The 23,058-nt window shown below is 61.7% G+C and carries 23 protein-coding genes; 5 read left to right on the top strand and 18 right to left on the bottom strand.

All coding sequences use genetic code 11. The annotated features are described in order from the left end of the window. Positions 1-35: 35 nt before the first annotated feature. The 7 genes from R6254_RS02565 to R6254_RS02535 form a co-directional block, all read right to left on the bottom strand. Positions 36-512 carry an Lrp/AsnC family transcriptional regulator gene (locus tag R6254_RS02565; RefSeq protein ID WP_318404161.1) on the bottom strand — a complete coding sequence of 159 codons (477 nt, stop codon included), beginning with the start codon at positions 510-512 and terminating at the stop codon, positions 36-38. A gap of 47 nt (positions 513-559) precedes the next feature. Then, positions 560-1,060: an LPS-assembly lipoprotein LptE gene (locus tag R6254_RS02560; RefSeq protein WP_318404160.1), complete on the bottom strand. Its 501-nt coding sequence runs from the start codon at positions 1,058-1,060 to the stop codon at positions 560-562. An 11-nt stretch (positions 1,061-1,071) separates the two neighbouring features. Further along, positions 1,072-3,720 (bottom strand): leucine--tRNA ligase, encoded by a 2,649-nt coding sequence (gene leuS / locus R6254_RS02555; protein WP_318404158.1) that lies wholly within the window; start codon positions 3,718-3,720, stop codon positions 1,072-1,074. 93 nt (positions 3,721-3,813) lie between these two features. Then, on the bottom strand, positions 3,814-4,293 hold the full coding sequence (locus R6254_RS02550) for an ExbD/TolR family protein (RefSeq protein ID WP_318404156.1): 480 nt from the start codon (positions 4,291-4,293) through the stop codon (positions 3,814-3,816). A 12-nt stretch (positions 4,294-4,305) separates the two neighbouring features. Next, positions 4,306-5,037 (bottom strand): MotA/TolQ/ExbB proton channel family protein, encoded by a 732-nt coding sequence (locus R6254_RS02545; RefSeq protein ID WP_318404154.1) that lies wholly within the window; start codon positions 5,035-5,037, stop codon positions 4,306-4,308. 4 nt (positions 5,038-5,041) lie between these two features. Then, entirely contained in the window at positions 5,042-5,875 is an 834-nt protein-coding gene (gene dapB, locus R6254_RS02540; RefSeq protein WP_318404152.1) for a 4-hydroxy-tetrahydrodipicolinate reductase, read from the bottom strand. Continuing rightward, positions 5,872-6,453, bottom strand: a complete 582-nt coding sequence (locus tag R6254_RS02535) for an outer membrane protein assembly factor BamE (protein WP_318404150.1) — start codon at positions 6,451-6,453, stop codon at positions 5,872-5,874. The genes dapB and R6254_RS02535 overlap by 4 nt, the downstream gene beginning before the upstream one ends. A 140-nt stretch (positions 6,454-6,593) precedes the next feature. Between R6254_RS02535 and fur the strand changes: the two genes are divergently transcribed. Then, positions 6,594-7,040 (top strand): ferric iron uptake transcriptional regulator, encoded by a 447-nt coding sequence (fur, locus tag R6254_RS02530; protein WP_318404148.1) that lies wholly within the window; start codon positions 6,594-6,596, stop codon positions 7,038-7,040. A gap of 195 nt (positions 7,041-7,235) precedes the next feature. Here fur and hprK read toward each other — a convergent pair whose 3' ends face one another. From hprK to hpf, 3 genes are all read right to left on the bottom strand, one after another. Next, positions 7,236-8,186, bottom strand: coding sequence for an HPr(Ser) kinase/phosphatase (gene hprK, locus R6254_RS02525; protein WP_318404146.1), 951 nt, complete (start codon positions 8,184-8,186; stop codon positions 7,236-7,238). Between the two features lie 36 nt (positions 8,187-8,222). Further along, the gene (ptsN, locus tag R6254_RS02520; protein WP_318404145.1) at positions 8,223-8,696 is read right to left on the bottom strand and encodes a PTS IIA-like nitrogen regulatory protein PtsN; all 474 of its coding nucleotides are present in this window, start codon (positions 8,694-8,696) and stop codon (positions 8,223-8,225) included. A gap of 136 nt (positions 8,697-8,832) precedes the next feature. Next, positions 8,833-9,162 carry a ribosome hibernation-promoting factor, HPF/YfiA family gene (gene hpf / locus R6254_RS02515; protein WP_318404144.1) on the bottom strand — a complete coding sequence of 110 codons (330 nt, stop codon included), beginning with the start codon at positions 9,160-9,162 and terminating at the stop codon, positions 8,833-8,835. Positions 9,163-9,611: 449 nt separating this feature from the next. Between hpf and R6254_RS02510 the strand changes: the two genes are divergently transcribed. Continuing rightward, positions 9,612-10,793 (top strand): patatin-like phospholipase family protein, encoded by a 1,182-nt coding sequence (locus R6254_RS02510; protein WP_318404143.1) that lies wholly within the window; start codon positions 9,612-9,614, stop codon positions 10,791-10,793. 209 nt (positions 10,794-11,002) lie between these two features. After that, positions 11,003-11,989 carry a magnesium/cobalt transporter CorA gene (corA, locus tag R6254_RS02505; RefSeq protein ID WP_318404142.1) on the top strand — a complete coding sequence of 329 codons (987 nt, stop codon included), beginning with the start codon at positions 11,003-11,005 and terminating at the stop codon, positions 11,987-11,989. Between the two features lie 222 nt (positions 11,990-12,211). On the opposite strand, the gene R6254_RS02500 is transcribed toward corA, so the two are convergent. From R6254_RS02500 to R6254_RS02480, 5 genes are all read right to left on the bottom strand, one after another. Beyond that, positions 12,212-12,943, bottom strand: coding sequence for a 5'-methylthioadenosine/adenosylhomocysteine nucleosidase (locus tag R6254_RS02500; RefSeq protein WP_318404141.1), 732 nt, complete (start codon positions 12,941-12,943; stop codon positions 12,212-12,214). A gap of 94 nt (positions 12,944-13,037) precedes the next feature. After that, positions 13,038-14,726 (bottom strand): long-chain-fatty-acid--CoA ligase, encoded by a 1,689-nt coding sequence (locus R6254_RS02495; RefSeq protein WP_318404140.1) that lies wholly within the window; start codon positions 14,724-14,726, stop codon positions 13,038-13,040. Between the two features lie 156 nt (positions 14,727-14,882). Next, positions 14,883-16,316, bottom strand: a complete 1,434-nt coding sequence (locus R6254_RS02490; protein WP_318404138.1) for an NAD(P)(+) transhydrogenase (Re/Si-specific) subunit beta — start codon at positions 16,314-16,316, stop codon at positions 14,883-14,885. Next, on the bottom strand, positions 16,313-16,639 hold the full coding sequence (locus tag R6254_RS02485; protein ID WP_318404136.1) for an NAD(P) transhydrogenase subunit alpha part 2: 327 nt from the start codon (positions 16,637-16,639) through the stop codon (positions 16,313-16,315). The genes R6254_RS02490 and R6254_RS02485 overlap by 4 nt, the downstream gene beginning before the upstream one ends. A gap of 71 nt (positions 16,640-16,710) precedes the next feature. Beyond that, positions 16,711-17,826 carry a Re/Si-specific NAD(P)(+) transhydrogenase subunit alpha gene (locus R6254_RS02480; protein ID WP_318404134.1) on the bottom strand — a complete coding sequence of 372 codons (1,116 nt, stop codon included), beginning with the start codon at positions 17,824-17,826 and terminating at the stop codon, positions 16,711-16,713. Between the two features lie 133 nt (positions 17,827-17,959). Here R6254_RS02480 and R6254_RS02475 point away from each other — a divergent pair, with 133 nt between their 5' ends. After that, entirely contained in the window at positions 17,960-18,457 is a 498-nt protein-coding gene (locus R6254_RS02475) for an NUDIX hydrolase (protein ID WP_318404132.1), read from the top strand. A 37-nt stretch (positions 18,458-18,494) separates the two neighbouring features. Beyond that, positions 18,495-19,646, top strand: a complete 1,152-nt coding sequence (gene mnmA / locus R6254_RS02470) for a tRNA 2-thiouridine(34) synthase MnmA (protein WP_318404130.1) — start codon at positions 18,495-18,497, stop codon at positions 19,644-19,646. 103 nt (positions 19,647-19,749) lie between these two features. Here mnmA and R6254_RS02465 read toward each other — a convergent pair whose 3' ends face one another. The 3 genes from R6254_RS02465 to R6254_RS02455 form a co-directional block, all read right to left on the bottom strand. Beyond that, the gene (locus R6254_RS02465; protein WP_318404128.1) at positions 19,750-21,129 is read right to left on the bottom strand and encodes a MipA/OmpV family protein; all 1,380 of its coding nucleotides are present in this window, start codon (positions 21,127-21,129) and stop codon (positions 19,750-19,752) included. A 154-nt stretch (positions 21,130-21,283) separates the two neighbouring features. Then, positions 21,284-21,787 (bottom strand): single-stranded DNA-binding protein, encoded by a 504-nt coding sequence (gene ssb, locus R6254_RS02460; RefSeq protein WP_318404127.1) that lies wholly within the window; start codon positions 21,785-21,787, stop codon positions 21,284-21,286. An 18-nt stretch (positions 21,788-21,805) separates the two neighbouring features. Beyond that, on the bottom strand, positions 21,806-23,035 hold the full coding sequence (locus R6254_RS02455; protein WP_318404126.1) for an MFS transporter: 1,230 nt from the start codon (positions 23,033-23,035) through the stop codon (positions 21,806-21,808). Positions 23,036-23,058 lie beyond the last annotated feature (23 nt).

Genomic DNA, 23,058 nt, shown 5'->3' with positions numbered 1-23,058 from the left:
TTCGACAGGCTCAGCCCGAACGGCAGTCAGGGAACTCAGCCCTTGGCCGGCGGCAAAGGAAAGCCGCCAAATTCCTTGAGGGTCTGCCACTCGGTATGGGTCACGATTTTTTCGATGCCCAGGCCGACGTCATCCAGCCAGCCATCGGTCAACTCGCGGTAACGCGCCAGGTCACGGCAGCAGATGCGCACCAGGTAGTCATACGGCCCGCTGATCTGGTAACAAGCAATCACCTCGGGGCTGGCCAGCATGCACGTTTGAAAACGCTGCACCGTGGCCTGGCGCTGGTCTTTCAGCGCGATTTCGGCGAAAACCACCACTTGTTGACCCAGCACGGTCCGGTTGACCAGGGCCCGGTAGCCCTGGATCAAGCCTTCGGCTTCGAGCCGGCGCACGCGGTTGAGCGTGGCGCGCGCCGACAGGTGGATCGCTTCCGACAGCGCCTGCACGCTGGTGCGCCCGTCGCGCTGGAGCAGCTCCAGCAGCTTGAGATCGGCGCGGTCGGGCTCCATGGTGGGTCAGTCCGTCAGGCGGCCATGGCTTGCGCAAAAAGCCATGCTCACAATTCCTTGACCGCCGCCAGCCGGCGTAGAACCTGCTGGACGATGTCGCTCTGCATGTCGCGGTACAGCAGCGCCTCTTCGGTTTCCTTGGCCAGCACGGCGGACTCGTTGAAGGTGATGTCGCGGTGCAGCACAATTTCGGCCGGAGGAATCAGCAGTTTGCCGGCCAGCGTGCGCAGCCGGAAGCGAAAACGGGTACGTAGCTGGAACTCACGCACCTGGCCGACGGCGTTGACGCCGACCACGGTTTTTTCACGCTGGTCACCCAACACGTCAAAGATCACATCCGCCTTGTCGATCTGGCGCGGGTCGCGGATCACGCGCACCGTGCCGCTGGCCTCCAGGTTGCGGGTGAGTTCGGTCGCCAGCGTCGAGTTTTCGGGCGCGCCGTTGAACAAGGTCTTGAACGCGTAGTTGGGCGCCTTGCGCAGCGCAAAGCCGCAGGCGCTCAAACCCGCCGAAGCCGCGGCGGCCACCAAGAAAATGCGACGCTGCATGGTGATCCCTTTTAGATGACGATGTTGACCAGCCGGCCTGGCACCACGATGACTTTTTTGGCCGGGGCACCGGCGGCTTGTTTGACAAACGCCTCCGAGGCCAAGGCCGCCACTTCGATCGCGGCTTTGTCGGCGCCGGCGGGAACGGTGACAGAACCGCGCAGCTTGCCATTGATTTGCAACACCAGTTCGATTTCGTCCTGCTGCAGCGCGCCGGGATCGACTTCGGGCCAGGGCGCATCCAGCAGGTCGCCGTATTCTGTCGCAAAGCCCAGGTCTGACCACAAGGCATGCGCCATATGCGGCGTGGCCGGGTAGAGGCAACGCAACAAAATGCCCAGGCCTTCACGCAGGGCAAAGGCCGCGCCGCTGGAGGTCTGGCCTTTGAAATCTTCCAGCGCGTTCAGCAGCTTCATGCCGCCCGACACCACGGTGTTGTACTGCATGCGCTGGTAGTCGTAGTCGACCTGCTTGAGCACGGTGTGCACCTCCCGGCGCAAGGCCTGGGTTTCCTTGTCAAATACGATCCCAGCCCTTTTAGGATGGGCGCCACCAGCTCCCAAATTCATAGTATCGAGCTTGACGCCGAAATTCCAGACCCGGCGCAGGAAGCGGTAGCTGCCTTCGACGCCGGCGTCGTTCCATTCCAGCGTGGCCTCGGGCGGCGAGGTGAACATGGTGTACAGGCGTGCGGTGTCGGCGCCGTATTTTTCGATCAGGTCTTGCGGATCCACCCCGTTGTTTTTAGACTTGCTCATGGTGCCTACGCCTTCGTAGTTCACCATAGTCCCGTCTTTGCGGAGTTTGGCGCCTGTGACCTTGCCGTTTTCGTCCTGCACGTCGTCCACATCGGCCGGCCAGAAATACTCGACACCGCCTTTGGCGCCCTTGCGCGAATAGATGTGGTTGAGCACCATGCCTTGCGTGAGCAGCTTGGTGAAAGGTTCGTCGACCTTGACCAGGTCCAGGTCACGCATCACCTTGGTCCAGAAACGTGCGTAGAGCAAATGCAAAATCGCATGTTCGATGCCGCCTATGTACTGGTCCATGGGCATCCAGTAGTCGGCGCCTTCGGCCACCATTTTTTCGTCGTTCTTCGGGTCGCAATAACGCATGAAGTACCAGGACGAGTCGACAAACGTGTCCATGGTGTCGGTCTCGCGCCGCGCGGCCTTGCCGCAGACCGGGCAAACCACACCGGCGTGAAAACCTTCGTGTTTGTGCAACGGGTTGCCCGAGCCATCGGGCACGCAGTCTTGCGGCAAGACCACGGGCAGGTCTTTTTCCGGCACCGGCACGGCACCGTGTTCCTCGCAATGGATGATGGGAATCGGTGTGCCCCAATAACGCTGGCGGCTCACGCCCCAGTCGCGCAAGCGCCAGGTGGTTTTTTTCTCGCCCAGGCCCTTGGCGGCCAAGTCGGCGGCCACGGCATCGACGCAGGCCTTGAAGCCCAGACCATCGTATTTGCCAGAATGGATCGCCACGCCCTGCTGCTTGTCGCCGTACCAGTCGGCCCAGGCCTCGGTGTTATAGGCCTGGCCTTTGACGTCGGTGACCTGTTTGATGGGCAGACCGTATTTTTTGGCGAATTCAAAATCGCGCTCGTCATGCGCGGGAACGCCCATGACCGCACCATCGCCATAACTCATCAGCACGTAGTTGCCGACCCAGACCTCGACCTGTTCGCCGGTCAGCGGATGCGTGACCAGCAAACCGGTAGGTTGGCCTTTTTTCTCCTGCGTGGCCAGCTCGGCCTCAGTGGTGCCGCCGGCTTTGCATTCTTCGATGAAGGCGGCGAGCTGGGGGTTGGTGGACGCGGCATGGACCGCCAGCGGATGCTCGGGCGCCACGGCGCAGAAGGTCACGCCCATGATGGTGTCGGCGCGTGTGGTGAAGACGTACATCTTCCCGTCGCCGATCAGCGCACCAGCACTGTCCTGGATGTCGTGGGTGAAGGCAAAACGCACACCTTCACTTTTGCCAATCCAGTTTTCCTGCATCAGCTTGACACGCTCCGGCCAGCCCGGCAGGCCGCCGGCGACGCTGCCCAACAGCTCTTCGGCGTAGGCCGTGATCTTCAGGTAATAACCGGGAATCTCGCGCTTTTCAACCACCGCACCGGTGCGCCAGCCCTTGCCGTCGATCACCTGCTCGTTGGCCAGCACGGTCTGGTCCACCGGGTCCCAGTTGACGACCTGGGTCTTGCGGTAGGCGATGCCCTTGTCCAGCATTTTCAGGAACAACCACTGGTTCCATTTGTAATAACTCGGGTCGCAGGTGGCGATCTCGCGGCTCCAGTCGATCGCCAGCCCCATCGCCTTCATCTGCTTCTTCATGTAGGCGATGTTGTCGTAAGTCCACTGTGCCGGTGGCACGCCGTTTTTCAACGCGGCATTTTCAGCCGGCAGGCCAAACGCATCCCAACCCATGGGCATCAGCACGTTGTAACCCTTCATGCGCAGGTAACGCGTGAGCATGTCGTTGATGGTGTAGTTGCGCACATGGCCCATGTGCAACTTGCCGCTGGGGTAAGGCAGCATGGAGCAGGCGTAATACTTCTTTTTGGACGTGTCTTCGGTCACGCGGTAAGCGTCCGCGGCAGTCCAGTGGGTTTGCGCATGGCGCTCAACGTCGAGATGGTTGTATTTGTCTTGCATGGCGCACGGAAAATAGAAATTAACAAGGCAGCGCAATGCTGCCGACTGCATGGATTTTAGGCGCTGGACCGGTCGGACCGGTCAACAGCCCCCTCAGGGCCGGGTAACGGGAGACGGGGGAGACAGCGACGGGACGGGCGCGGCCGGGGTTGCGGCGGTTTTCGGGGCATCCGCGACAAAACCGATGCGGTTCAGCCCGGCTTTTTGGGCCATACCCATGACCTCGACGATTTTGCCGTAAGGCACGCTTTCATCGGCGCGCAACTGGACTTCGGTGTCGGGATTACGTGCTGCGCTTTGCTGCAGGCTCTGGGCCAGCTGGACCGGCGTCATCGCCTGGTCGTTCAAGTAAGCCTGACCGGCCTTGTCGACCACCAGGGTGACGTATTTGGGCGCTTCATTCGGCTGGGCTGCATCACTTCTCGGCAAATCGAGTTTGATGGAACTGCCCAGCAAAGGCGCGGTGAGGATAAAAATCACCACCAGCACCAACATCACATCCACCAGCGGCGTGACATTGATCTCGCTCATGGGCTGGGCGCCGGGGGTACGTTCCAATCGTCCAAAGCTCATATCAGGGCTTCTTCAGATATCCTGGGGCGGAGCCACCGGCCGCAGCGCCGGGCCGCCCCAAGCAAGGCCAGCCCCCTCGGGGGGCAGCGCAGTAAGCGAAGCGACAAGCGTGGGGGCCAGTAATTCACGCAGGTCGCGCGCAAACCCTTCGAGGTCGGCTTCGATGCGGCTGATGCGGCGACCAAAGATGTTGTAGGCCAGCACGGCCGGGATCGCCACCGCCAGGCCGGCGGCCGTCATGATGAGGGCCTCGCCGACCGGGCCCGAGACCTTGTCGATGGTGATCTGGCCAGCGGCGGCAATACCCACCAGTGCATGGTAAATACCCCAGACCGTGCCCAGCAGGCCAACAAAGGGTGCGGTGGAGCCGACGGTGGCCAGCAGAACCTGGCCATGCTGCAGCTTGTTCAGCACCGCATGCAGGGCATCGCGAAGCACCCGTGTCAGCTGCTGGGATTTGTCGCCGGCCGAGGCCAGCGTGCCGGTGACTTGAAGGTCGGTGGCGGTGATCAGGGGAAGAACCAGTGCTTCACGGTCGAAAGCGGCGACTTTTTGCTGCGCATCGGCGATCGCTGTGGACTGCCAGAACACCGCCGTGCTGCGCGCCACATCGCCGCTCGCCCGCTGCAGCAGCCAGGCTTTCCAGACAATCACGACCCAACTGGCCACCGACATCACCAGCAGCAAGACCGCCACCAGGCCGGTCACGGCGTCGCCCTGGGTGATCAGCGCGAGCAGGTTCATCGTGTCACTTCAGATTCAGCACATCAAACATGTCGAACAGGCCGGTGCGCTGGCCTGCGAGAAAACGCGCTGCACGCAAACTGCCTTGCGTATAACCTGCCCGGCTGGACGACTTGTGGCTGATCTCGATGCGCTCGCCGGTACCCAGGAACATCACGGTGTGGTCGCCCACCACGTCGCCGCCGCGCACGGCGGCAAAACCAATGGAGGACGGATCACGCTCGCCGGTCACACCTTCGCGGGCATAAACCGCGCAGTCTTTCAGGTCACGACCCAGCGCGTCGGCAATCACTTCACCCATCTTGAGCGCGGTGCCCGAAGGTGCATCCACCTTGTGGCGGTGGTGGGCTTCGATGATTTCAATGTCGTAGCCGGTGGCCATGGCTTTGGCCGCCATTTCCAGCAGCTTGAGCGTGACGTTGACACCCACACTCATGTTGGGCGCCATGACGATGGCGATGTCTTTGGCGGCCGCGGCGATCTCGGCTTTTTGGGCGTCGGAAAATCCCGTGGTGCCAATCACCAGCTTGATGCCGAGTTCGCGGCATTTGGCCAGGTGCGCCAGCGTGCCTTCGGGCCGCGTGAAGTCGATCAGCACTTGCGAGCCGCTCAAGCCGGCCGTCAGGTCGGACGTGATGGCGATGCCGCTGGCATGGCCCAGGAAAGCCGTTGCGTCGGAGCCCAGGCCCGGGCTGCTGGCCACATCCAGGGCACCGGTCAACTGGCAGTCGTCGCTGCCGCGCACGGCCTCGACCAGCATCTGGCCCATCCGACCACTGGCGCCGGCCACGGCAATACGAAGGCGGGCTGCACCGCCGGCAGTGTTGGCCGCGCTCACTTGGACGCGCTTTCCAGCGGTGGGTAGCTGGTGGCCGGCGCCAGAGGCGCAGGCTCTGTCACCGGGGCGGCCGTGCTGCTGGTCGCGGGTTTCTTTTCGACGGCCTTGAGTTGTTCGTCCGTCAACTCCAGCACCGGCACCTTGCCGAGTTTGCGGCGGGTGTCTAGCTTGGAGACAAATTCAATCTCGCTGGGCATGGTGTCGCCCTCAAAACGCTCCAGCACGTCGTTCTTGAAAAACACCGTGAGTTTGAGCGACTGCGGCTCGGCGCCCTGGCGCTTGAAGGTGAACACATAGTCCCAGCGATCGGCGTGGAACACGCTGGTCAGCAAGGGCGTGCCCAACGCCTCGCGCACCTGCGCCCTGGCCATGCCGGGCTGAAGCATCTCCACCTGCTCCTTGGAGACAAAGTTGCCCTGGACCACATCGATCTTGTAAGGCGTGATCCAGTTGACGGGATTGACCTTGCTTTCGCTCAAGCCGCTGCTCATGCTTTTCATGCTGCCGCAGGCGGCCAACCCGGCGCATGCCAGAACGGTGAGAGCGGTTTGGATGCCGTAACGGTATTTTGCAGACATGGGATAGGGTGTAGCGATATGATCAATCATTGTAGCGGCAGGGTGCCGCCCTGCCCGAGCACCCCCACTGTCCTGCGGGCCGGCTTTGACGCCCCCGCCTTGCGACCCTTTTTTATGCCCTCTTTTCTCAGGATATGTCCATGAGCAACATCGACGAACTCAAAAACACCGGATTGAAAGCGACGCTGCCGCGCCTGAAAATCCTCGAAATTTTCCAGGCCGGCAAACAGCGGCACATGACGGCCGAAGACGTCTTCCGGGTCTTGCTGGAAGACCGCTCCGACATCGGCCTGGCCACGGTTTACCGGGTGTTGACCCAGTTCGAGCAGGCTGGCCTGCTCAACCGCAGCAATTTCGAGTCCGGCAAAGCCGTTTACGAAATCAACGAAGGCCAGCACCACGACCACCTGGTGTGCCTGGATTGCGGCAAGGTCGAAGAGTTTTACGACGCGGAAATTGAAAAACGCCAACACGCGGTCGCCAAGGCCAAGGGTTTTGCGATTGCCGACCACTCGCTGTCGATGTACGCCAACTGCACCAAGGACAAGTGCCCGAACCGGCCGACCTCGCCGCGGCACCATGGATAAAACGGCCTGACGGCCAGCTTTCTAGCAAAACCTTAAGGGAAATAGGGCCCTAGCCCTTGATGGACGGTCGCAAGCAGCTATCAACTCGATAGCGAGTACGGGGCCACCGGCCGCAGCGCTGGGCCGTCCCAAACAAGGCCAGCCCCCCAGTGGGGCAGCGCGCTACACGAAGTGAGCGAGCGTGGGGGCCAGTTTCTAGCCGCCCCGCTCCATCGCCTGGCGATGCCGGTCGACAAACTCCTGGTAGGTGTCTATGCCGCGCAGCTGCAGGATGACATTGCGCACCGCCGCCTCGACCAGCACCGCGATATTGCGCCCGGCCACCACCTGGATCACCACCTTGCGCACCGGAATGCCCAGCACGTCCTGGGTCAGCGGCTCATAGGGAATTCGTTCGTACTCGCGCTCCAGCGTTTCGCGCCGTACCAGGTGCACGATGAGTTTGAGCCGCATCTTGCGCCGCACCGCGGTTTCGCCAAATATCGCCTTGATGTCGAGCAGGCCGATGCCGCGCACTTCCAGCAGGTTTTGCAGCAGTTCCGGGCAGCGGCCCTCGATGGTGGTCTGGTTGATGCGGTACAAATCCACCGCATCGTCGGCCACCAGGCCGTGGCCGCGCGAAATCAACTCCAGGCCCAGCTCGCTTTTGCCCAGGCCAGACTCGCCGGTAATCATCAGGCCCACACCCAGAATGTCCATGAACACGCCGTGCATGGAGGTGCGGTCGGCAAAATGTTTGGACAAATAGGCCCGCAACACGTCGATCACAAAGGCGGCCGACTCCTTGGTCGCAAACATCGGGATCTGGGCGCGTTCACACATCGACAGCAGGGTATCGGGCGCGACCTGGCCGTCGGCAATGATCAGCACCGGTGGCTCTAGGGTGACGATGCGCGCAATCCGGCGCGCGCAGTCCTCGGGGCTGGCGCTGGTCAGGTAGGCGACCTCGCGCTCTCCCAGTATCTGCACGCGATAGGGATGGATGTAATTGAGGTAACCCACCAAGTCGGCGCCGGAGCGGGCGGCGCGCACCGCTACTTCGTCAAAACGTCGCTCCGAAGCGCCCAGGCCGGCAATCCATTCCCACTTCAGGGCGGCGCGGTGATCCTCGAACAGCACATCGGCACTGACAACGGTAGGCTTCATGCCCGCTTAGTCCGCGAAAAAACCGGGCTCATGTGTTCAGGGGCTGACGGCGTGGCTGGACTGCCAGGAGGCGATCAGCTGGTGCAGCGCCGCGGCATCGGTGCTGGCCTTGAGTTGCTCGCGCAGCGCACTGTCGCTGAGCAATTCGGCGATTTCGGACAGGATTTCCAGGTGCTTCTGGGTCGCCGCCTCGGGCACCAGCAGAAAAATCAGCAAAGCCACCGCCTGCTCGTCAGGCGCATCAAACCCGATCGGGGTCCGCAACTGGAACAGCGCCGCCATGGGCGCCTTCAGGCCCTTGATACGGCCATGGGGAATGGCCACGCCATGGCCCAGACCGGTCGAGCCGAGGCGCTCACGCGCGAACAGGCTGTCGGTGATCAACGCACGGTTCAAGCCGTGCTGATTTTCAAACAGCAGGCCGGCTTCTTCAAAAGCGCGTTTTTTGCTGGTGGCTTCAACACTCACCAGCACTTGGGTAGGGGGCAATATTTGCGAAAGACGGTTCATAACAATCTTTTAGTCGCCGAATTATGCACTTTCGCAAACAGGGGGGCATCACGGGCACAAAAAAGCCGCCTCGTTGACCGGGCGGCTTTCAGATGTTGCTTCAATTTTTTGGCGGGAAAACCATCCCGCCCGCCCATCACGCCAGCCGTTTGACGGTCTCGTGGTGGTGATCCTGGGTTTTGGTTTTGTAACGCCCGACCTGACGGTCCAGTTTGTCGGTCAACTCATCGACCGCAGCATACAAATCAGCATGCGAACTCTCGGCAAACAGATCACGTCCCTTGACGCGTACGTTGCACTCCGCTTTCTGTCGTCTATCTTTCTCCGTCATGTTGTCCACTGTCAAAAGGACTTTTACATCTACTACCTGATCAAAATGCCTGGTAATTCGATCCAGCTTGCTGGTCACATAGCCGCGCAGGGCGGGGGTAACTTCAAGATGGTGGCCGCTGATCGTCAAATTCATAAAGAGACTCCTTTTCCATGGCTGGAGTGGGGGTTAAAAACACCGCTTTGGCAAGGGTGCAAGGCGGCGGACGGACAACTCTCTTGCTTTCACTATGCGCCCGAACCCTGGCAAAAACAATCCTGTGCCGCAACAAAAATGCAACGGTCTGAAAGGGCGCTTGACGGCCGTTTCTGATGAACTGGCAAGTCCCAAAAACCGCGGCCGGCCAGGCCGCAAGCGTTGTTGATTTGTAAGGTGTTTTTGCAGTCACCGACAAACAGCCGACAGCCCAAGGCAGCTTGCAGTAACTCCAAGGCCGCAGCGAAAGGCCTGCTGTTTTGCTCAAGCTTTGGCAGGGCAGTGGCGCTCGTCCCGCGGCCCATACCCCCTGCGGTCCTAGAATCAGGACCGGTTTCCTCACGTCTACCCGGGCAGCGCATGAACCTCCCTCAGGCCAAGTTCTTTTTATGTCTGCCCCAGGCTTGAACGCGCTGGTGCTGATGGGTGGCGGCGCACGCACCGCCTACCAGGCCGGCGTCTTACAAGCGCTGGCCCGCATCCTGAGCCTGCAGGGCGACAGCGCCCAGCCCTTCCCGTTCAAGATCCTGGCCGGCACCTCGGCCGGCGCGCTGAATGCCAGCTACCTGGCCAGCCGGGCCGGTGAAGGCCTGGCCGCGTTTGAACAACTGGCCGAGTTCTGGACCACGCTGCGTTCGGCGCAGGTCTACCAGCTCAAGGTGCCGGGCTGGATACGTTCCAGCCGGATTGCCGCCGCCCTGTTCTTGTCGCAACATGTGCGCAAACAGCAGGCTTTTTTGAACAACACGCCGCTGGTGAACACCTTGCACCGCGTGATCTCCCTGCCCAACATCGACCAGGCCCTGCAGGACAACACCCTGCTGGCGCTGGCCGTGACGGCGTCGAGTTATTCCAGCGGTGTGCATTGGACGTTTTGCCAAACCGCAAGTGGTGACAGCGGCGGTTTGTGGGACCGGCCGGGCCGGCGCGCCGAGTTCCAGCCCATCACCATCGAACACCTGATGGCCTCCAGCGCTATTCCTTTTCTTTTCCCCGCCACGCCGTTGTGGGTCGATGGCCACCGCGAGTATTTTGGCGATGGCTCGATGCGCCAGAGCGCGCCGCTGTCGTCGGCGCTGCATCTGGGCGCCAACAAAATCCTGGTGATAGGCGTCGGCCAGCCGGAACGCGCCGGCCTGACGAGCAATGGCAACCCATCCGTTGCGGCCCGGCCCACCTTGGGCGCGATTGCCGGCCACGCCCTGGCCAGCGTTTTTCAGGACACCTTGCAAGCCGATGTTGAACAAGCCCAGCGCGTGACCCACACGCTGCGCCAGATGCCACGCGAAACGGCTGCCCTGATGCCTTACCGGCCGGTCGACGTGCTGGCGATCGCCCCGTCGCAATCGCTGGACGCACTGGCCCAGGCCCATGCCAGCGAACTGCCCGCCGCCACCTACAACGCCATGGCCGGCCTGGGCGCCCTGGGATCGCGGAGCGGCCCGAGCGGCGCGGCCCTGGCCAGCTACCTGTTGTTTGAGCCGGGATTTATCAAGGCGCTGATGGCGCTGGGGGAGCGCGATACCTATGCGCGCAAGGGCGAATTGCTGGCCTTTTTTGGCCTGGTTTAGGGCCGGGAACAGGCGCTTTAAGCCGGGCTGGTGCCATAATCACGCCATCTTAATGATGGAGAAATCCTTGGAAAGCAGCCCCAGTCGCTAGCTTTCAACGCCGCAGACTGATGTTGCCGGGGTTGAAAGCGATGCCACCATCCGCAACCCCCGCCGCCCCACCCGGTTAACACCCGGTTCCGGCGCCCCAAACCGATTGGGAGCCAGTCATGCTCAATATTTTCACGCTCGCCAACGGGCGTCTGTTCCAGGAAGAAATCGAATCCCTGGAAGAGCTCTCCAAGTTCCAGCCCATCTGGGTCGACCTGGAATCACCCACGCTGGAAGAAAAACGCTGGATCAAGCAGTATTACGGCCTGTCGATTCCCGAAGACGCGATGGACGAGGACATTGAAGAGTCCGCCCGTTTCTACGAAGAAGACAACGGCGAGTTACATATCCGCTCCGACTTCCTGATTGCCGACGAGGACGAACCCCGCACCGTGCGGGTCGCCTTCATCCTGAACCTGGTCAACGACAACCTCAAAAGCAAGGGTGTGCTGTTTTCCATCCACGACGAAGACGTGCCGGTGTTCCGGCTGCTGCGCATGCGTGCGCGCCGCGCGCCCGGCCTGCTGGAAGACGCCAAGGAAGTGTTGCTCAAGCTGTTCGACGCCGATGCCGAATATTCGGCCGACACCCTGGAAGGCATTTACGACGAACTCGAAAAAGTCAGCACCAAGGTCTTGTCCGGCGACGTGACCGACGCCCTGGCCGGTGAAGTGCTGGGCGCCATCGCCCGCCACGAAGACTTGAACGGCCGTATACGCCGCAACGTGATGGACACGCGCCGCGCCGTCAGCTTCATGATGCGCAGCAAGATGCTGAACGCCGAACAGTTTGAAGAAGCGCGGCAGATCCTGCGCGACATCGACTCGCTGGATTCACACACAGCTTTCCTGTTCGACAAGATCAACTTCTTGATGGATGCCACGGTTGGTTTCATCAACATCAACCAGAACAAGATCATCAAGATCTTCTCGGTGGCCAGCGTCGCCTTGTTGCCGCCCACCCTGATTGCCAGCGTCTACGGCATGAACTTCAAGTTCATGCCCGAACTCGACTGGTCGCTGGGTTACCCCTATGCCCTGGCCCTGATGGCGGCCAGCGCCGTGGTGCCTATGATTTATTTCAGAAAGCGCGGCTGGTTGAAATAATTCCACTTCTACTTCAATACGATATGTCGTTGCACCCCCTTGCCGTGCTGTAGCACTGTCTGCGGAGGCGCGCCTAATCTCGCATCGAATTAGAAATGGAATAAGGGCCTTTCATCGCGTGCGCCTTTGGAGTCACGCTGCGTTCGCGACTTGCCTGGGGCCGCACTTATGAATAAAATAAGGCTCCAGCCCTTATGAGGTGGGCGCAAGAAGCTATTGTTTTTATAGCGACTGCAGCAAGTGCCTAACCATGGCCTGCGCATACAGACTGGCCACGTCCCGCACAAACACCGGGAAATCCACATGCGCCTGGTCATCCGCCCGGTCTGAAATAGTGCGCACCGCGGCAAAAGGCAGGCCGTAGTCAAAACACACTTGCGCCACCGCGGCACCTTCCATTTCCACCGCCAGCACCGCGTGGCCCTGGCCTTGCAAGGACTCACGCAAGGTCTGCGCCTCCTGCGCGCCGGACACAAAACGGTCGCCGCTGGCGATCAGGCCGTGGTGGACGGCCACCGCCGGCAACAGCGCCAGGCTTTGCAAACTCGCCCGGCCCGCCGCCAGCAACAAGGCGGTCAGCGCCGCATCACAGGCAAACCGGCTTTGGCCGTACAGCGGCACTTCGTAACGCGGAAAAATCGGCGAGGCATCGAGGTCGTGCTGCACAAACTCGGTGGCCACCACCACGTCACCCACCTGTACCCCGGCCCCCAAACCACCGGCCACGCCGGTGAACACAATGCGGCTCACCTTGAAGCGTTCAATCAGCGCGGTGGCGGTGGTGGCCGCCGCGACCTTGCCGATACGCGACAAGGCCAGCACCACGGGCTGGCCGTGCAAGGTGCCTTGCCAGAAATCGCGTCCGGCGTGATTGATTTTTTGCGGCTGTTGCAGGAGTTCGAGCAAACCCTGCTGCTCTTCGGCCAGGGCGCTGAGAATGGCGGTGAAAGTCATGGCCGCCAGTGTGCCCGAAATGGTCCGTACAACGACGTCCACCCAAAGAAAAAGGCGGCCTGAGCCGCCTTGAACCAGTCTGCGTTCGCAGGCCTTATTTCTTGTCGCGCAGCTCGCGGCGCAGGATTTTGCCAACCGGGGTTTTGGGCAGTTCGGTGCGGAACTCCACCACCTTGGGTTGTTTGTAGCCGGTCAGGTTGGCCTTGCAGAACTCGCGCACCTGGGCTTCGGTCAGGTCAGGGTTTTTCTTGACGATGACCAGTTTGACGGCTTCGCCCGACTTGTCGTCGACCACACCGACACACGCGCATTCCATCACGCCTTCCATGCCGGAGACCACGTCTTCGACCTCGTTCGGGTAGACGTTGAAACCACTGACCAGGATCATGTCTTTCTTGCGGTCCACGATCTTGAAAAAACCGCGTTCATCGACGATGCCGATGTCGCCGGATTTGAAATACCCGTCCGGCGTCATGACCTTGGCGGTTTCGTCAGGGCGCTGCCAGTAACCGGCCATGACCTGCGGGCCCTTGATGGCGATTTCGCCGGGCTGACCTTGCGCGACCTCGTTGCCGTCATCGTCCAGCAGCTTGAAATACGTGCCGGGAATCGGCACACCAATGGTGCCGGTGAAGGCTTTGCTGTTGGTCGGGTTGCAACTGGCCGAAGGCGAGGTTTCCGACAGGCCATAACCTTCGCAAATCGGGCAGCCGGTTTTCTCCAGCCACAGCTTGGCCACCGCGCTTTGTACCGCCATGCCGCCGCCCAGCGACACCTTCAGGTGCGACCAATCCACGGTGTTGAAATCCGGGTGGTTGGCCAGGCCGTTGAACAAGGTGTTGACCGCCGGGAAGCTGTGAATTTTGTGTTTGGCCAGTTCCTTCAGCACGGCCGGCAGATCGCGCGGATTCGGGATCAGGATGTTTTTGCCGCCTGTGCGCATGCCCAGCATCATGTTCACGGTGAAGGCGAAGATATGGTACAGCGGCAGCGCGCACACATAGGTGGGCTGCACACCCGGCGTCATGCTGGCCATGGCCGGGATATTCCAGGCTTCGGACTGCAACACATTGGCGATCACATTGCGGTGCAGCAACACCGCGCCTTTGGAGACACCGGTGGTGCCGCCTGTGTATTGCAGCACCGCCACGTCGTCGGGCTTGAGTTCGGGGCGCTTGAGCGTGCCGCGTGTGCCCTGGGCCACCGCGTCGTTGAAACGCACGGCACCGGGCAAATTGAAAGCCGGCACCATTTTCTTGACATTGCGCACCACGTAGTTGACCAAGGCGCCCTTGAGCATGCCCAGCTGGTCACCCATGGCCGTCAGCACCACATGTTTGACCGGCGTGTTGGCGATGCACTGCTCCAAGGTGTTGGCGAAGTTTTCGATGATGACAATCGCCTTGGCGCCGGAGTCCTTGAGCTGGTGCTCCAGTTCGCGCGGGGTGTAGAGCGGATTGACATTGACCACCACAAAACCGGCACGCAGGATGGCGGCCACCGTCACCGGGTATTGCGGCACATTGGGCATCATGATGGCGACGCGGTCGCCCTTGACCAGCCCCAGCCCCTGCAGATAAGCCGCGAAGGCCTGCGACAGGCTGTCGGTCTGTGCAAAGGTGATGTCCTTGCCCATGAAGCTGTAAGCCACGCTGCTGCCGTTTTTGCGGAAGCTTTCTTCCATCAGCGCCACCAGCGACGGGTACTGGGACGCGTCGATGTCGGCAGGCACGCCCGGGGGATAGGCCTTCAGCCAGGGACGCTCAGCGGTGGATACAGTCATGCTTGTCTTCTCCAGATTACGATTGAATATCAGCCACGGATTTTCATGGCTTCACCCTCTGCGGGGTTATTACGTTTTCCCTAGGAAACCTGAAAATTAGAGGGGAAATCCCTCTAATTCCGGTCTTTTGGCAGCAAGACAGCCCAGCAACGCCAATTATTCGATGGCCTTGCCCATGTCTTCAATGACTTTTTTGGCATCGCCAAACACCATCATGGTTTTGTCCATGTAGAACAGTTCGTTGTCCAGGCCGGCATAACCGGCGGCCATCGACCGTTTGTTGACGATCACGGTCTTGGCCTTGTAGGCCTCCAGAATCGGCATGCCGTAAATCGCGCTGCCTTTGACATGTGCGGCGGGATTCACCACGTCGTTGGCGCCCAGGATGATGGCCACATCGGCCTGGCCGAACTCGGCGTTGATGTCTTCCATTTCGAAGACCTGGTCGTAAGGCACTTCGGCTTCGGCCAGCAACACATTCATGTGACCGGGCATACGACCAGCCACCGGGTGAATCGCGTATTTGACCTTGACACCTTTGTGAATGAGTTTTTCGGCCAACTCGTTCACGGCATGTTGGGCACGCGCCACCGCCAGACCGTAACCCGGCACGATGATGACGGTTTCGGCATTGCTCAGGATGTAGGCCGCATCGTCGGCCGAGCCCGACTTGACCGGCCGCTGCTCGGTCGAGCCGGCGACAGCGGTGCCGGCTTCGCCGCCGAAGCCGCCCAGAATCACGTTGAAGAAAGAGCGGTTCATCGCCTTGCACATGATGTAAGACAGGATCGCGCCGGACGAACCCACCAGCGAACCGGCAACGATCAGCATGGCGTTGTTCAGAGAGAAACCAATACCGGCCGCCGCCCAGCCCGAATAGCTGTTGAGCATGGACACCACCACCGGCATGTCGGCACCGCCGATGGGGATGATGATCAACACACCCAGCACAAAGGACAGCGCCAGCATCGCGAAGAAAGCCGTCCAGTTGCCGGTGAACATAAACACCAGGCCCAGCACCAAAGTCGCAATACCCAGCACCAGGTTCAGCATGTGCTGGCCCGGGAAGGTAACGGGCGCGCCCTGGAACAGGCGGAACTTGTATTTGCCGCTGAGTTTGCCGAAAGCAATCACCGAGCCGCTGAAGGTGATGGCGCCAATCGCCGCCCCCAGGAACAACTCCAGCCGGTTGCCGGCCGGAATCGCGACCGTCGACAAGCCATGGGCCACGATGCCAAAAGCGTCGGGCTCGGCCATGGCCGCCACGGCGATAAACACCGCGGCCAGGCCGATCATGCTGTGCATGAAAGCCACCAGCTCGGGCATCTTGGTCATCTCGACGCGTTTGGCCATCACGGTGCCCGCGCCGCCACCAACCACCAGCGCGGCCAGCACATACACCATGCCGGTGGCCTTGCCGCCGGCGGTTTCAACAATCAGCGCACCGGTGGTGAGCACGGCAATCGCCATGCCGACCATGCCGAACAGGTTGCCGCGAATCGAAGTGGTGGGATGTGACAGGCCTTTGAGCGCCTGGATAAAACAGACGGAAGCCACCAGATACAGCAGCGTGACAAGATTCATGCTCATTTCGCGGCTCCTGCGTCAGCGGCGACGACTTTCTTTTCTTTCTTGCGGAACATCTCCAGCATGCGGCGCGTGACCAAAAAGCCACCGAACACATTGACCGCGGCCAACGCCACGGCCAGCACGCCCATGGTTTTGCCGAGCGGCGTGACCGTCAAGGCGGCGGCCAGCATGGCGCCGACAATCACAATCGCCGAAATGGCGTTGGTCACCGCCATCAGCGGTGTGTGCAGGGCGGGCGTGACGGTCCACACCACGTGGTAACCCACGTAGATGGCCAGCACAAAGATGATGAGGTTGATGATGGTGGGTGACACGGCATCCATGGTCTTCTCCTGGTGGGCTGGCGTGGCCGCCAGCCCCTGAAATGGTTGATTTCTTTGAACTTCGCGAAAGCTTACTTGCGCTTGACGTCGCCGCCCTGCGTCATCAGGCAGGCCGCCACGATGTCGTCTTCGAGGTCGATGTTGAGCGCACCGTCCTTGTTGATGATCAGCTTGAGGAAGTCCAGCAGGTTGCGCGCATACAGCGCGCTGGCGTCGGCCGCCACCAGCGCCGGCAGATTGGTCTCACCGATCAGGGTGACGCCGTGTTTGATCACAGTTTTTCCGGGCTCGGTCAGCGGGCAGTTGCCGCCTTGCGGCGCGGCCAAATCGACAATCACGCTACCGGGCTTCATGGCCTTGACCATGTCTTCGGTCACCAGCACGGGAGCGGCGCGGCCCGGGATCAAGGCGGTGGTGATCACCACATCGGCCTGGGCCACGCGTTTGGCAACCTCGGCTTTTTGCCGTTCCAGCCAGCTAGGTGGCATGGGTTTGGCGTAACCACCGACACCGACCGCGGCTTCGCGCTCTTCGTCGGTCTCGTAAGGCACGTCGATGAACTTGCCGCCCAGCGACTCGACCTGTTCCTTGACGCTGGGTCGCACGTCACTGGCTTCAATCACGGCGCCCAGGCGTTTGGCCGTGGCAATGGCTTGCAAGCCGGCCACACCCACGCCCAGTATCACCACGCGGGCGGCCTTGACGGTGCCGGCGGCGGTCATCAACATCGGGAAAAAACGCTGGTATTTTTCAGCCGCCATCATCACGGCCTTGTAGCCGGCGATGTTGGCCTGCGAGGACAAGACGTCCATGCTTTGCGCGCGGCTGGTACGCGGCGCGGCTTCCAGCGCAAACGCGGTCAGTTGGGCAGCGGCCAGACGTTGCAGGCCGGTCGCATCAAAGGGGTTGAGCATGCCGACCATCACGGTGCCGGCCTTGGCCAGGCCGATTTCGCTGTCCAGCGGGCAACGCACCTTGAGCACGATGTCGGCAGCGTAGGCACCGGCGGCATCGGTGATCTCGGCACCGGCGGCGACATAGGCCTGGTCCGGCACGCTGGCGGCGACGCCGGCACCCGACTGGATGCTGACGGTATGACCCTGGCCTTTGAGTTTTTTAACCGTCTCTGGCGTGACGGCGACGCGTGTTTCCCCCGCCGTGATTTCGGCCGGTACCCCTATTCGCATGCGTGTCTCCTCGTTGCGTGTCTGTCGTTCTGGGTGGAATTAAAGCTGTCGGCAAGCTTACATGAAGTTTCGTATCTTTTTTGCCACCCGGTAACCAGGCCGGTACGAGCCCGCCGCCGCTGATAATGAAGCGATGAACACACGATGGAAACCCAACGTCACGGTCGCGGCGATTATCGAGCGGGAGGGCAAATTTCTGCTGGTGGAAGAACACACGCAAGACGGCCTGCGCCTGAACAACCCGGCGGGCCACCTGGACCCGGGCGAAAGCCCGGCCCAGGCCTGCGTGCGGGAAACGCTGGAAGAAACCGCGTTTCACTTCAGGCCCGATGCGCTGACCGGCATTTATATGTCGCGTTTCGAGCGGCCGGTGCCCGGCCAGGACATCCCGCTGGACGTCACCTATTTGCGCTTTGCCTTTTGCGGCACCCTGGGCGACGAGGTGATCGGCCAAGCCCTGGACGACGGCATTGTGCGCGCCTTGTGGCTCAGCCCCGAAGAGATCCGGGCTTGTGCGCACATACACCGCAGCCCGCTGCTGCTGACCTGCATGGAAGACTACCTGGCCGGCAAACGTTACCCGCTGGACCTCGTCACCACCGACCCCAGCGTTTACGATACAAAACCCTGAAACGTCCCGGTTCAGGCCGCCCGCCTAAAATCCTGCGATGCAAAAACAACGCATTGTGGTCGGTTTAAGTGGCGGTGTGGACTCGGCGGTGACGGCGCATCTGCTCAAACAGCAGGGCCACGAGGTCATCGGTATCTTCATGAAAAACTGGGAAGATGACGATGACAGCGAGTTCTGCTCGTCCAACATCGACTTTGTCGACGCCGCCGCCGTGGCCGACGTGATCGGCATCGAGATCGAACATGTCAACTTCGCCGCCGATTACAAGGACCGGGTGTTTGCCGAGTTTTTGCGCGAATACCAGGCCGGCCGCACCCCCAACCCCGACATCCTGTGCAACGCCGAGATCAAGTTCAAGGCTTTTCTGGACCACGCGATGCGCCTGGGCGCCGAAAAAATCGCCACCGGCCACTATGCCCGTGTGCGCCACAACGAGGCCACCGGCCTGCATGAGTTGCTCAAGGGCCTGGACCCGGCCAAGGACCAAAGTTATTTTCTGCACCGCCTGAACCAGGCCCAGCTGTCCAAAACCCTGTTCCCGGTCGGTGAGTTGCACAAGACCGAGGTGCGACGTATCGCCGACGAAATCGGCTTGCCCAACGCCAAGAAAAAAGACTCGACCGGCATCTGTTTTATCGGTGAGCGGCCGTTTCGCGATTTCCTGAACCGCTACATCGCCAAGGCGCCGGGACCCATCAAAAACGACAAGGGCCGGGTGCTGGGCGAACATGTGGGCCTGAGCTTTTACACCCTGGGCCAGCGCCAGGGCCTGGGCATAGGCGGCGTGAAAGCGCGCGGCGCCGAACTCAAGGCGGTGCAGGCCCTGGGCCAGCGCGGCGTGGGCGAACACGAGCCCTGGTTTGTGGCGCGCAAGGACATGGCCAGCAACACCTTGTGGGTGGTACAAGGCCACGACCACCCCTGGTTGTTGTCAACGGTGCTGCAGGCGCAGGATTGCAGCTGGGTCGCCGGCACACCGCCCGCCGAGGGAGCGATGGCCGCCAAAACCCGTTACCGCCAGGCCGATGCCGCTTGCACCCTGGTCGCGTCCTCCGCGACCCAGGCCGAGTTGTCGTTTGAGCAGCCGCAATGGGCCGTGACGCCGGGCCAGTCGGCCGTGTTGTACCAGGGCGAGGTTTGCCTGGGCGGCGGCGTGATTACCGCCAGCAATGTGCAGAACCTGCTCTAAACCCGGTTTTTTGGCCTTTTCTTAAGCCAAATCGGCTTCTATCCCTTGACCGGCGGGCGCAAACAGCTATCAATTAAATAGCAACTGCGACCCGCCTTCGGCCCTAAAGCACCGTTTCCAGGTAGGTGTAGATGTAGTTGGAGCCGCCGTTGACATTGCCCAGCAGACGCGAGGCGCCAAAAATGCCGGAGCGGTGCGACACGCCAAAGCCGAGGTAGGTGTCTTTCAGGCGGCGGCTGCCCAGCAGGTCGCCCACGCTGAAGTCAATGCTCGGGTCCAGGTAGTTCAGCAGCCGCGAAGTCGAGCGGTTGCGTTCCGCCTGGCTGCTGGCCTCGCTGTAAGGCACGCGTTGTGCCAGCGACAAGCCCACCCCCAGGCCGAGCCGGGTCTTGACCCGGTCATTCCAGGGGAAGCCGGAATAATAGGCTTTCATGAAAGCATCCAGTTGCAGGCCGTTGGTCGCCAACCCGCGGTCATCGTGCTGCAGCAGACCGACGTAACCCACAATATCCACCGGCCAGCCGTTGAGCTTTTCGATGAAAGGTTTGCCGATCTGCACACCAGCGATCTGGGTTGAATTGACCTTGGCCGTCGAGGCACAACGCAGGGTCACGATCTTGACCAGGTGGCAGCCGTCTTCCGTCGATTTGCCGTACAAGACCTTCAGATAGGTCGGCGAGCTTTCTCCGGCCCAGGTCCGCTGGGGGCTGCCGAAATCGTAGGCGGCGCCCAAAAACAGCACGGTCTGCGTCCCTCTCTGCACGATGGGACTGGTTTTGATCTTGCTGTCCAGTGCGGTCCAACTCACGCCACCCAGCAGACGCCAGCGCTCACTCACCTCGTAAGTGGCATACAGGCCCACGCTGGTGTTGATGCCGCTGCCCGGCTCGTAGGCCGGCCGCGCGGAAGTGGCTTCGCCGGGCCGCACGCCGTAGTAGTAGTTATTTAGTTTGGCGTCACGCGCCGACACCGTCAGGCTGGGGCGCAAGGCCAAGCGGCCGGAACGCCAGTCGTAGGCGTAGGACAGACGTGCCTCGTTGCCCTTGGAAAAACCGCCAGCGTCATGCAAAAACTCCGCCTGCACCGTCCCCCAGGGCTGGCGGTAGCGGTAAGACACGCCGGCATCCAGGCCGGCGCCGCGCTCGGCCATGCCGGCCAGGCTGGTCGGCATCTGGTCTTTGGTCAAACCCTCGAAACGCTGGTCAAGGAACAAATCCACACGATGTGTCTCGTCCTTGAACAGTTTCACGCCAACACGGCTGGCGTGCAGAAACAGGCGGTCACCTTCGTAGAGGTAAAGCGGCAACAGGTCGTAACGCGTGCCGCCGCCCACATAGGGCGACTGCTCGGCACGCACGACCAGCCCCAAACCGGCGCTACCGGGCGTGCTGAGCAGGTCACTGAGGGGGTCGGTGTTGGCCTGTGCCGGCGCCCAAGCCAGGCCGCCGGCCGCCAGCAAGGCCGAGCCCAGCCAGGTTCGCAAGCGGGGCGCCCGCGCTGTATTTTTGTTGTTATTCAGGCGCATGGCCACGGACTCCCTAGGTTGGCAAGCTTGGATACTAGTCAACAAAACGCCGCTGAGACCGCCCGCGCCTGCAAACAGGGACAGCAGTGAACAAAAGCGTTGCGTGAAAGAATCAGAACGGAATGTCGTCGTCCATGTCGTCAAAGCCGCTGGCGGCTTTGGGCTGTGCGGGCGGGCGCGGCGCAGCGGCGGGCGCACGTGGGGCGGCGGCTGGCGGACGCGGCGCGTACTGGCGGGGTTCGCCGCCCTCGCTGCCGCCCTCTCCACCGGGGCCACCCATGCCTTCGCGGCCGCCCAGCATCTGCATTTCGCTGGCGACGATGTCGGTCGCGTATTTTTCAACACCGTCTTTGTCGGTGTATTTGCGGGTTTTCAGGCGCCCTTCGATATAGACAGAACGGCCTTTTTTCAGGTACTCACCAACGATTTCGGCCTGCCGTCCAAAAAAGCTGACGCGGTGCCATTCGGTCTCTTCGACCATTTCACCGGCCTTGTTTTTGTATTTGCTGCTGGTGGCAATGGCGATATTGGCCACAGCGTCGCCGCTGGGCAGGTAACGAACTTCGGGGTCGCGGCCGAGATTGCCGACGAGAATGACTTTATTGACGGATGCCATGGCATGTACTCCTAATCTTCACAGTTTAACTGGCTGGGCCGTTCCCGCACCAGCCGGGCTGGAAGCCAGCGCCACCGCATGCCGGCCCGGCGCCCGCATCGGCCAGGCGACCAGCAGCCACAACAAGGTCAATACAGTGCAGCCGGCAAACAGCGCTTGCGCGCCGGCGGTTTTGGCCAGCCAGCCGCCCAAAGCGCCCCCTGCAAAAAAACCCAGCGACTGCAAGGTGTTGTAAACACCCAGCGCCGCGCCGCGCGAATGGGCCGGCGCCACGCGGGAGGCCAGGCTGGGCTGGCTGGCTTCGAGCACATTAAAACCGCAGAAAAACAGGAACAACAAAACCCCCAGCCAAGCCAGGCTGGGCGTGCCTTGCGCGGCCGCGCCCATCAGGCCCAGTTGCACCAGCGCAATCAGCCCCACGGCGGCCAGGAACACGGCGCGCAGGTAGCCGCGTTTTTCCAGCGGGAACAGTGTCAGCCCCATGACCAGAAACGAGGCCAGCACCGCCGGCAGGTATACCTGCCAATGGTTGTTTTTGTCCAGTCCGGCCTGCACCAGCAACGCCGGCACCGCCATCCACATGGCCAGCTGGACCGCGTGTAAGACAAACACGCCGAAATTCAAGCGCAACAAAGCCACATGGCTCAGGACTTCGCGCAAGCTGCCGCGCGGCCGGTTGACGGCTTGGAGTGGCTCGGGCGGCGCCCACCAGATCACCACGGCCATACCGACCAGCGCCAGGCCGCCGGTCAGCACAAACAGGCCGGCCAGGCCGATATGTGCGGCCAGCACCGGGGCCAGCACCAGCGACAGCGCAAACATCAGGCCGATGCTGGCGCCTATCAGCGCCATGGCCTTGGTGCGTACCTCGTCGCGGGTGGTGTCGGCCAGCAGCGCGGTCACGGCCGCCGAGATGGCACCCGCGCCCTGCAAGGAGCGGCCCACCACCAGCCAGTTCAGGTCGGGCGCCCAGGCGGCGACAAAACTGCCCATCGCAAACAGGCCCAGGCCCGCCACAATCACCTTTTTGCGGCCCAGCCAGTCCGAGGCGAGGCCGAAAGGAATTTGTAACAAGGCCTGCGTCAGGCCGTAAATCCCCATCGCCAAGCCCACACGCGCCGGGTCGTCACCTCCCGGGTAACGTGCCGCTTCCAGCGCAAACACCGGCAGCACAAGAAACAAGCCGAGCATGCGCAGCGCAAAAATCGAGGCCAGCGACACGCTGGCGCGCCGCTCGGTGGCAGTCATGGGAAAGGAAGGCGGGGCGGAGG

The organism is Polaromonas potterensis, assembly GCF_033446725.1.
Taxonomy (GTDB): domain Bacteria; phylum Pseudomonadota; class Gammaproteobacteria; order Burkholderiales; family Burkholderiaceae_C; genus Polaromonas.
Note: the sequence above shows the minus strand (reverse complement) of the source record. Positions and strands in the feature narration are given on the sequence as shown.